Source organism: Dietzia sp. UBA5065 (assembly GCA_002415925.1).
GTDB lineage: Bacteria > Actinomycetota > Actinomycetes > Mycobacteriales > Mycobacteriaceae > Dietzia.
The window spans coordinates 16,739-26,125 of record DIAZ01000100.1 but is presented as its reverse complement, the minus strand read 5'-3'; the positions used below and the strand labels follow the sequence as shown (position 1 = coordinate 26,125).

Sequence of the window (9,387 nt, the reverse complement as noted above, 5' to 3'; positions counted from 1 at the left end):
AAGGCGATCACGTCGCGGATCGACTCGGTCCCGGCGAGCAGCGCGCAGATGCGGTCCCAGCCGAACGCGATGCCGCCGTGCGGCGGGGCGCCGTAGGAGAAGGCGTCGAGTAGGAAGCCGAACTTCTCCTGCGCCTCCTCCTGCGAGATTCCCATGACGCCGAAGACGCGCTCCTGCACGTCCTTGCGGTGGATGCGGATCGACCCGCCGCCGATCTCGTTGCCGTTGCACACGATGTCGTAGGCGTACGCCAGCGCCGAGCCCGGATCGGTGTCGAAGGTGTCGAGGTGCTCGGGCTTGGGCGAGGTGAAGGCGTGGTGCACGGCGGTCCACGCCCCCGAGCCCACCGCGACGTCCCCGGCGGCGGTCGCGTCGTCGGCCGGCTCGAACATCGGCGCGTCGACGACCCAGGTGAACGCCCACTTCGCCGGGTCGATGAGGCCGAGCTTGTCGGCGATCTCGCCCCGGGCGGCGCCGAGCAGCGCGCGCGTGGTCTTGACGCCACCGGCGCCGAAGAAGATGCAGTCCCCCGGCTCGGCCCCGACGTGCGCGGCGATCCCGGCGCGCTCGGCCTCCGACAGGTTCTTGGCGACCGGACCGCCGAGCTCGCCGTCCTCCCCCACGAGGATGTACGCCAGGCCCTTGGCGCCGCGCTGCTTGGCCCACTCCTGCCAGGCGTCGAGCTGACGGCGGGGCTGCGACGCCCCGCCCGTCATCACGACCGCCCCGACGTAGGGCGCCTTGAACACCCGGAACGGGGTGTCGGCGAAGAACTCGGTGCACTCGACCAGCTCGATGTCGAAGCGCAGGTCCGGCTTGTCGGAGCCGAAGCGGCGCATCGCCTCGGCGTAGGTCATCCGCGGGATCGGCGTGGAGATCTGCTGCCCGGCGGTGGCCCACACGTCGGTGAGGATCTCCTCGGCGACGGCGATCACGTCATCCTGGTCGACGAAGCTCATCTCCACGTCGAGCTGCGTGAACTCCGGCTGACGGTCGGCGCGGAAGTCCTCGTCCCGGTAGCAACGGGCGAGCTGGTAGTACCGCTCCATGCCGGCCACCATGAGCAGCTGCTTGAACAGCTGCGGCGACTGCGGCAGGGCGTAGAACGTGCCCGGCTGGAGGCGGGCGGGCACCAGGAAGTCGCGGGCCCCCTCGGGGGTCGACCGGGTCAGGGTCGGGGTCTCGATCTCCACGAAGTCGTGCCGGGCCATCACCGCGCGGGCGGCGGCGTTGACCTTGGACCGCAGGCGCAGGGCGGAGCCGGGGCCCTCGCGGCGCAGGTCGAGGTAGCGGTGACGCAGCCGCGCCTCCTCGCCCACCTCGTCGTCGAGCTGGAACGGCAGGGCCGCGGCCTCACCGAGCACCTCGAACGAGACGACGTCGACCTCCACCTCGCCGGAGGCGAGGGCGGGGTTCTCGGATCCCTCGGGCCGGCGGTCGACGACCCCGGTGACGGACACGCAGAACTCGTTGCGCAGGCGGTGCGCCCGCCCGGCGATCTCCTCGGAGCGGAACACCACCTGACAGACGCCGGTGGAGTCGCGGAGGTCGACAAAGATGACGCCGCCGTGATCCCGGCGGCGCGCCACCCAGCCGGCCAGGGTGACGGTGTCCCCCGCGTCGGCGGCTCGGAGTCGGCCGGCGGAATGGGTGCGCAGCACTGCGGTGGTCCTCTCGTGGGAAACAGGTGGTGGTCTGCGAGCGACTGTCGGACCCACCGCGATCGTCACGCGGTCGGTCCCGGGCTCTGACGATGCACAGTCTACGTCCACCGGTGGCCGATCCCGGTGTCGGCTGCGGCTGCCGTCCGGGGGCGAATACAGTGACCCCTACGACGCGGCGGACCGGCATACCCGGGTGAACCGGCGACCGCGTGGACGAGAGGGCGGCGGTCATGACTTTTCGGCAGGGCGGGAAGCTGGACACCAGCGGGGTCTCGGGCGGCGGGAGCGGAGGCCGGGGTGGACGCCGGGGGATGGCGGTCGGCGGCGGTGTCGGCGGCCTCGTCGTCGTCCTCATCGCGCTCTTCCTGGGCGTCGATCCGGGCCAGCTCGGCCTGGAGGCCGGGCCGACGGGTGACCAGGGGCAGCAGACCGGCTCCGCGCAGCAGTTCCAGGCCCACATCGACCAGTGCGACCTCGAGCAGGCGAACTCCGACACGATCTGCCGGATCGTCGCCACCACCGAGAGCCTCGAGGACGTCTGGACCACCCAGCTCCCCGACCAGGCCGGGATGCGGTGGGTCCAGCCGCACACGAACATCTTCACCGGGGCGATCGACACCGGCTGCGGCGCCGCGTCCTCCGACATCGGGCCGTTCTACTGCCCGGCCGACCAGAACGTCTACATCGACCCCGCGTTCTTCGACGAGGTCCTGGTCCGCCAGCTCGGCGCCTCCCCGAGCGGCGCGGCGCAGATGTACGTGGTCGCGCACGAGTTCGGGCACCACCTCCAGACCATGCTCGGCGACATCCGCAGGTCCCAGCGGGACCCCGCGGGCCCCTCGTCGGGCGCCGTGCGGGTGGAGCTGCAGGCCGACTGCTACGCCGGGCTGTGGGCGCACTACGCCACCACGACCCCGGCCCCCGGCGGCGAGTTGCCGCTCCTGGAGAGCCTGACGCAGCGGGACGTGGACGCGATCGTCCAGACCGCCGAGGCCATCGGCGACGACCACATCCAGAAGTCCGGCGGCGCGCGCGTCGACCCGGGGTCGTGGACCCACGGCTCGTCCGAGATGCGACGGCAGTGGTTCCTCACCGGCTACGAGCAGGGGTCGATGCAGGCCTGCGACACCTTCCGCGGCCAGCTGTAGCGGCTCAGGGGGCGAGGATGCCGGCGACGTGGCCGACCACCGAGTCCAGCGGGACCGGGTGCTGCTCGCCGGTGGCCATCGTCTTGACGACGGCGGTGCCGGCGGCCAGTTCGTCCTCGCCGACGACGACGGTGATCGCCGCCCCGGACCGGTCCGCGGCCTTGAAGGCGCCCTTCATGCCGCGGTCCCCGTAGGCCATGTCGGCCCGTAGGCCCGCGCGGCGGAAGGCGGCGAGCACGGGCACGAGCGCGGCCTTGGCCGGCGCGCCGAGCGCGACGCCGTACACGTCCACGCGACCACCCGCGGCGGGGTCGATCCCCTCGGCCTGCAGGGCGAGCATCGTGCGGTCGACCCCGATGCCGAACCCGATCCCCGACAGCGCCTGACCCCCGAGCTGCTCCATCAATCCGTCGTAGCGGCCGCCTCCGCCGATGCCGGACTGGGCGCCGAGGCCGTCGTGCACGAACTCGAACGTGGTCTTGGTGTAGTAGTCCAGGCCCCGGACCATCCGGGGGTTGACCTCGTAGGCCACGCCCAGCGCGTCGAGGTGCGACCTCACCTCCGCGAAGTGCGCGGCGCTCTCCTCGGAGAGGTGGTCGACCATGAGGGGCGCGTCCTCCAGCTGCGCGCGGACCTCCGGGCGCTTGTCGTCGAGGACGCGGAGCGGGTTGAGCCGCGCGCGGTCCCGGGTGGCCTCGTCGAGGTCGAGTCCGGCGAGGTAGTCCTGCAGCCGCTCCCGGTAGGCGGGTCGGCAGGAGTCGTCCCCCAGCGAGGTGAGCTCGAGCCGGAATCCGGTGAGGCCGAGGGCGCGGAACGCCTCGTCGGCCACGGCGATCACCTCGGCGTCCAGGGCGGGGTCGTCGATCCCGATGGCCTCGATGCCGACCTGCTGCAGCTGCCGGTACCGCCCGGCCTGGGGGCGTTCGTACCGGAAGAACGGGCCGGCGTAGCAGAGCTTGACCGGCAGCTGCCCCCTGTCCAGCCCGTGCTCGATCACCGAGCGCATGACGCCGGCGGTGCCCTCGGGGCGGAGGGTGACGCTCCGGCCGCCGCGGTCGGAGAACGAGTACATCTCCTTGGACACGACGTCGGTCGACTCCCCCACCCCGCGGGCGAACAGGGCCGTGTCCTCGAAGATCGGTAGTTCGATGTGCGCGTACCCCGCCCGGCGGGCGGCGGAGGTGATCGCGTCCCGGACGGCCACGAACCCGGCCGACGCCGGGGGGACGTAGTCGGGAACGCCCTTGGGTGCCTTGAGCGCGGTCTTCTTCTCGGTGCCGGTCACGTGTGGGAGGTCCTTGTCGTGTCGAGGGGTGGTGCGGGCGGCGGGCTGCCTACAGGTCGCGGAGGAACGGGTTGGCCCGGCGTTCGCGCCCGATCGTGGTCGAGGGGCCGTGCCCGGGGAGCACCACCGCGTCGTCGTCCAGGACCAGGAACTTCTTGGAGATCGACTGCATGAGGACCTCGGTGTCCCCGGCGGGGAGGTCGGTGCGACCCACGCCGTCCTGGAACAGGACGTCGCCACCGAGGACCACCGTCCGCGGTCCCTCCTCGGTCGGGACCGTGATCCGGAACGACACCGAGCCCGGGCTGTGGCCCGGCACGTGGTCGACGTCGAAGGACATCGACCCCAAGCGGAGGGTGTCCCCGTCGAACACCTCGATCACCTGGGCGGGCTCGACGAACTCGACGCCCTTGAGCATGGCCGACAGGTCCAGCGACAGCCCCTTGGCGGGGTCGGCCAGCATCGCCCGGTCGTCCGGGTGGATGTAGGCGGGCACCCCGTAGTGGTCGGCGACCTTCTGGGCGTTCCAGATGTGGTCCAGGTGGCCGTGGGTCAGCAGGACCGCGCGGGGGCGCAGACCGGCCTCGGAGATCTCTTTGCGCACCTGCGCCTCCGCGTCCTGACCCGGGTCCACGACCACGCAGTCCCCCGCGTCGTCGGACACGATGTAGCAGTTGGTCTGGAACATCCCCGCCGGGAACCCCACTATCCGCATGCCCCGTACTCCCTTCCTCGATCGCCCACGAAGTCCGCCGATACGCACCGGGCCGACTGGCCCCAACACCGGAGTGGTGTGCGGGCCTGTCGGCCCGACCTGGTAGACAAGGATCCTGGGCTGGACCGCGGTGGGTCACTATCGTGAGCTCCCGCCGCGGCTTCAGCCGACTGTTCCAGCCTAGTCCAGGTACCCAGGAGGGTCAGTGTCCACCAACCAAGAACGCCGAGCAGAGGCGCGCCAGCGCCTGCGCGAGCAGATGGAGGCGCAGGCCCGTCGCGAGAAGCAGCTGAAGATCGCCGCCGCGTCGATCGTGGTCGCGGTCCTCGCGGGCATCGTGGGCGTCGTCGTCTGGATGAAGGCGGAGGAGAACCGCGCCGAGGAGTACGCGGCGAACTGGGTGACGTGTGAGTATCCGGTCGACACGACGACCCCGGAGAAGCTCGACCCGGCGGAGTTCAAGGACCAGGGCGAGGACGTCGTGGCCGAGGTGCGCAAGTTCAACGCACAGATCGACACGGTCGAGAAGACCAAGCGGGACGCCGAGCCCCCGACCGGGGACCAGCCCCGTAGGGGCACCGCGGAGATCGCCGTCACGACCGACCGCGGAGAGATCCCCCTCACCCTCGACCGTGCCGGTGCCCCCTGCAACGTCGCGAGCTTCGTCCATCTGGCGGAGCAGAACTTCTTCGACGACTCGCAGTGCCATCGCCTGACGGTGTCCGAGAAGGGCCCGGGACTGTCGGTGCTGCAGTGCGGCGACCCGACCGGGACGGGCCTGTCCGGCCCCGGGTACTCGGTGGTGGACGAGCCCCCCACGGACCTCGCCGTGGCCGAGGACGGCTCGGGCTCGACGATCTACCCCCGCGGCACGGTGGCCATGGCCAAGTCCCAGGCACCGAACAGCGCCGGGAGCCAGTTCTTCCTGGTCTACGCGGACTCGACGCTGCCGCCCGAGTACACGGTCATGGGCACGATCGGTGAGCCCGGCCTCAAGGTGCTCGACGACATCGCCAAGACCGGCGTGAAGAGCGACGACCAGGCGAACCCCGACAACCAGGTCCCCAAGCGCCCGATCACCATCGAGAGCGTGGCCGTGACCGCCCAGTCGGGCCTGCCCGAGCAGTGACCCCGGCGGCCGGGAACCCGGCCCGCCGGGGGTCGGGTTCCCTCAGTTCGAGGTGACCCGGTTCACGTCGAAGACCCCCTCGACCCGCCGGACGGCCTGGAGCACGTGTCCGAGGTGCTTGGGATCGGCCATCTCGAACGTGAACCGCGAGATCGCCACCCGGTCGTCCCCGGCCGTCTGGACCGAGGCGGAGAGGATGTTGACCTTCTCGTCGGCCAGCACCTTGGTGACATCGGACAGCAGGCGATGCCGGTCGAGGGCCTCGACCTGGATGGCGACCAGGAAGATCGCGCCCGGTTGTGGGGCCCATTCCACCTTGACGAGACGCTCCGGCTCGCGGTGGAGGTCGGTCGCGTTGGTGCAGTCGGTCCGGTGGACGCTGACCGTGCCCCCGCGGGTGATGAACCCCAGCACCGCGTCCCCGGGGACCGGGGTGCAACAGCGCGCGAGCTTGGCGTGCACGTCTTCCACGCCACCGACCAGCACGCCGGCACCCGCCGGTGCGGGACGGTGCGAGGTGAAGCTCTTGTCCCTCGACCTGTCCGCGAGCTCCTCCGTGACCTCGTCCACGCCCCCGTGGGCGGCGACGAGCCGGCCGACGACGGTCTTGGCCGAGACGTGGTTCTCACCGATCGCGGTGTACAGGGCCGTGACGTCGGCAAACCCCAGCTCGCGGGCCACGCCCGCGATCGATTCGTTGGAGAAGACCCGGTGGACGGGCACGCCGCCGCGCCGGACCTCCCGCGTGATGAGGTCCTTGCCCCGCTCGAGGGCCTCCCCGCGCCGCTCCTTGGCGAACCACTGGCGGATCGAGCTCCTGGCCCGGCCGGACACGGCGAAGTTCTGCCAGTCCAGGCTCGGTCCGGCGTTGGGGTCCTTGGAGGTGAAGACCTCCACCACCTCGCCGTTCTCCAGCGGCCTCTCGAGGGCGACCAGCTTGCCGTTGACACGGGCGCCGATGCACCGGTGGCCGACCTCCGTGTGGACGGCGTAGGCGAAGTCGACCGGCGTGGCCCCGACGGGCAGGTTGACCACGTCGCCCTTCGGCGTGAAGACGAAGATCTCCTTGCTCGTCATCTCGAAGCGGAGGGAGTCGAGGAACTCCCCCGGGTCGGCCGCCTCGCGCTGCCAGCTGAGCAACTGGCGCATCCAGGCCATCTCGTCGACCTCGGACGGGTCGCCGTGGTGCTTGCCGCGGGTCTCCTTGTACCGCCAGTGCGCGGCGATCCCGTACTCGGCGTTGCGATGCATCTCGTGCGTCCGGATCTGGATCTCCAGCGGCTTGCCGTCGGGACCGATCACCGTGGTGTGCAGCGAGCGGTAGACGCCGAACCGGGGTTGGGCGATGTAGTCCTTGAACCGTCCGGGCATCGGTTTCCACGTGGAGTGCACGACCCCGATCGCCGCGTAGCAGTCCCGGACGTCCTCGCACAGGATCCGGATCCCCACCAGGTCGTGGATCTCGTCGAACTCGCGGCCCCGGACGATCATCTTCTGATAGATCGACCAGTAGTGCTTGGGCCGCCCCTCGACCCTGGCCTGGATGTGCGCCTTCTCGAGGTCGGTCCTGACCCGGTGGATCACGGTGCCGAGGTAGACGTCGCGGCTGGGCGCCCGGTCCGCGACCAGGCGGACGATCTCCTGGTACTTCTTCGGCTCGAGGATCGCGAACGCCAGATCCTCGAGTTCCCACTTCACGGTGGCCATGCCGAGCCGGTGCGCCAGGGGGGCTATCACCTCGAGGGTCTCGCGGGCCTTCTTGACCTGCTTCTCCGGGGGCAGGAAGCGCATGGTCCGCATGTTGTGCAGCCGGTCGGCCACCTTGATCACCAGGACGCGCGGATCGTGCGCCATCGCGATGATCATCTTGCGGATGGTCTCGGCCTCGGCGGCCTCGCCGAAGTCCACCTTGTCGAGTTTGGTCACGCCGCCCACGAGGTGGGCCACCTCGCCCCCGAAGTCCGCCTCGAGGGTCTCGAGCGAGTAGTCGGTGTCCTCCACCGTGTCGTGGAGCAACGCCGCGACGAGCGTGGTGGTGTCCATCCCCATCTCGGCGCAGATGGTGGCCACGGCGAGAGGATGGGTGATGTACGGGTCCCCGGACTTGCGGTAGACGCCGTCGTGCTGCCGCTCGGCGAGGGCGTACGCCCGGGCCAGGAGGCCGACGTCGGCCTTCGGGTGATGGATCCGGTGCACGCGCAGCAGCGGCTCCAGGACGGCGGGGGTCGACGTCACCGTGAGCCCGGAGGTCAGGCGCCGGGCCCAGCGGGCGCGCACCCGCCGGCCGGCCGACGGCCTCGTGCCCGGGATGACGGGGAGTGGCTGGGTGCTCGGCTGGGCGTTCGACCGGGCGTTCGGCTGGGGCTGCGGGTGCTGCCCGCGCCCGGTGTCCGTGCCGGCGCCGGCGTCCCCGGCGGGATCGTGCCGCTGCGTCATTCCGGCTCCTCCCTCCAGGTCATCACCGTCGACGACGGCGGCCGGTCACGCGACCGTGAGGCAGGTCAGCGGTGTGTCGGCGAGTCTATCCCGACCCCCAAGGCCGGGGACCTCCAGAACGACGGACAGTCCCACGACGACCGCACCGCAGTCGTCCAGCAGTCCCACCGCGGCACCGAGGGTGCCGCCGGTGGCCAGGACGTCGTCGACGACGAGGACCCGCTTCCCGCGGAGGTCGAGGCCGTCCGCCGGTAGTTCGAGGGTGGCGGCGCCGTACTCGAGCTCGTACGACCTCGAATGCACGGGGGGCGGGAGTTTGCCGGCCTTCCGGATGGCCAGCACCCCGGTGTGGAGGCGGACGGCCACCGCCCCGGCCAGCAGGAAGCCCCGGGCATCGAGCCCGGCGACGTAGTCGACCGTGCCGATCTCGTGGCCCGAGAGGAGACCCCTGACCACGGCGTCGAAGCCGTCGGGGTCGGCGAGGACCGGCGTGAGGTCGCAGAACTGGACCCCGGACGAGGGGAAGTCCTCCACCCGCCTCATGAGCTTATCCACCACGGCGTTGATCGCCGGGGGGACCTCGGTGGTCGGTGCGTCGGTCATGCGGTGGCCTCTGCCTTCTCGCGTCGGGCCAGGACCTTGGCCGTCTGGCGCCTGATGTCGGGATCGCGTTCCTTGAGCGACACCAGCAGGGGTGTGGCGAGGAAGATCGAGGAGAACGTACCGGTGACGATGCCCACCATCTGCACCAGCGCGAGGTCCTTGAGCGTGCCGACGCCGAGGATCCACACCGCGATCACGACCAGGGACAGCAGGGGCAGGATCCCGATGATGGTGGTGTGGATGGACCGCATCAGAGTCTGGTTGACACCGAGATTGGCCTCTTCCGCGTAGGTGCGCCTGGCCGTGTGTTTGAGACCCCTCGTGTTCTCCTCGACCTTGTCGAACACGATCACCGTGTCGTACAGGGAGAAGCCCAGGATCGTGAGGAGCCCGATCACGGTGGCGGG

The 9,387-nt window shown here is 70.8% G+C and carries 7 protein-coding genes and 1 pseudogene; 2 read left to right on the top strand and 6 right to left on the bottom strand.

Translation table 11 applies throughout. The features are described 5' to 3' along the window. A partial coding sequence (gene aspS, locus B4M60_RS07720; RefSeq protein WP_291081930.1) for an aspartate--tRNA ligase occupies positions 1–1,661 on the bottom strand: 1,661 nt, incomplete at its 3' end. 233 nt (positions 1,662–1,894) lie between these two features. Between aspS and ypfJ the strand changes: the two genes are divergently transcribed. Beyond that, on the top strand, positions 1,895–2,812 hold the full coding sequence (gene ypfJ, locus B4M60_RS07715) for a KPN_02809 family neutral zinc metallopeptidase (protein ID WP_291081928.1): 918 nt from the start codon (positions 1,895–1,897) through the stop codon (positions 2,810–2,812). A gap of 4 nt (positions 2,813–2,816) precedes the next feature. Here the strand turns inward: ypfJ and hisS are convergent, their stop codons facing one another. Together hisS and B4M60_RS07705 are read right to left on the bottom strand one after the other, a co-directional pair. After that, positions 2,817–4,097: a histidine--tRNA ligase gene (hisS, locus tag B4M60_RS07710; protein ID WP_291081926.1), complete on the bottom strand. Its 1,281-nt coding sequence runs from the start codon at positions 4,095–4,097 to the stop codon at positions 2,817–2,819. A gap of 49 nt (positions 4,098–4,146) precedes the next feature. Beyond that, positions 4,147–4,812, bottom strand: a complete 666-nt coding sequence (locus B4M60_RS07705) for an MBL fold metallo-hydrolase (protein WP_291081923.1) — start codon at positions 4,810–4,812, stop codon at positions 4,147–4,149. A 205-nt stretch (positions 4,813–5,017) separates the two neighbouring features. Here B4M60_RS07705 and B4M60_RS07700 point away from each other — a divergent pair, with 205 nt between their 5' ends. Then, a complete protein-coding gene (locus B4M60_RS07700) occupies positions 5,018–5,941 on the top strand; it encodes a peptidylprolyl isomerase (protein WP_291081921.1) in 924 nt (307 codons plus the stop codon). Positions 5,942–5,983: 42 nt separating this feature from the next. Here the strand turns inward: B4M60_RS07700 and B4M60_RS07695 are convergent, their stop codons facing one another. From B4M60_RS07695 to B4M60_RS07685, 3 genes and pseudogenes are all read right to left on the bottom strand, one after another. Continuing rightward, entirely contained in the window at positions 5,984–8,377 is a 2,394-nt protein-coding gene (locus B4M60_RS07695; protein ID WP_291081919.1) for a RelA/SpoT family protein, read from the bottom strand. Between the two features lie 45 nt (positions 8,378–8,422). Beyond that, positions 8,423–8,980: an adenine phosphoribosyltransferase gene (locus B4M60_RS07690; RefSeq protein WP_291081917.1), complete on the bottom strand. Its 558-nt coding sequence runs from the start codon at positions 8,978–8,980 to the stop codon at positions 8,423–8,425. Next, positions 8,977–9,387 (bottom strand): annotated as a pseudogene (locus B4M60_RS07685) (protein translocase subunit SecF); the annotation flags it as partial. The gene B4M60_RS07690 and the pseudogene B4M60_RS07685, both read right to left, overlap by 4 nt.

Bases quoted from the DNA above. Each gene is read 5' to 3' on its own strand.
- ypfJ (WP_291081928.1), top strand. From the start codon at position 1,895: ATGACTTTTCGGCAGGGCGGGAAGCTGGACACCAGCGGGGTCTCGGGC.
- B4M60_RS07705 (WP_291081923.1), bottom strand. From the start codon at position 4,812: ATGCGGATAGTGGGGTTCCCGGCGGGGATGTTCCAGACCAACTGCTAC.
- B4M60_RS07695 (WP_291081919.1), bottom strand. From the start codon at position 8,377: ATGACGCAGCGGCACGATCCCGCCGGGGACGCCGGCGCCGGCACGGAC.
- B4M60_RS07690 (WP_291081917.1), bottom strand. From the start codon at position 8,980: ATGACCGACGCACCGACCACCGAGGTCCCCCCGGCGATCAACGCCGTG.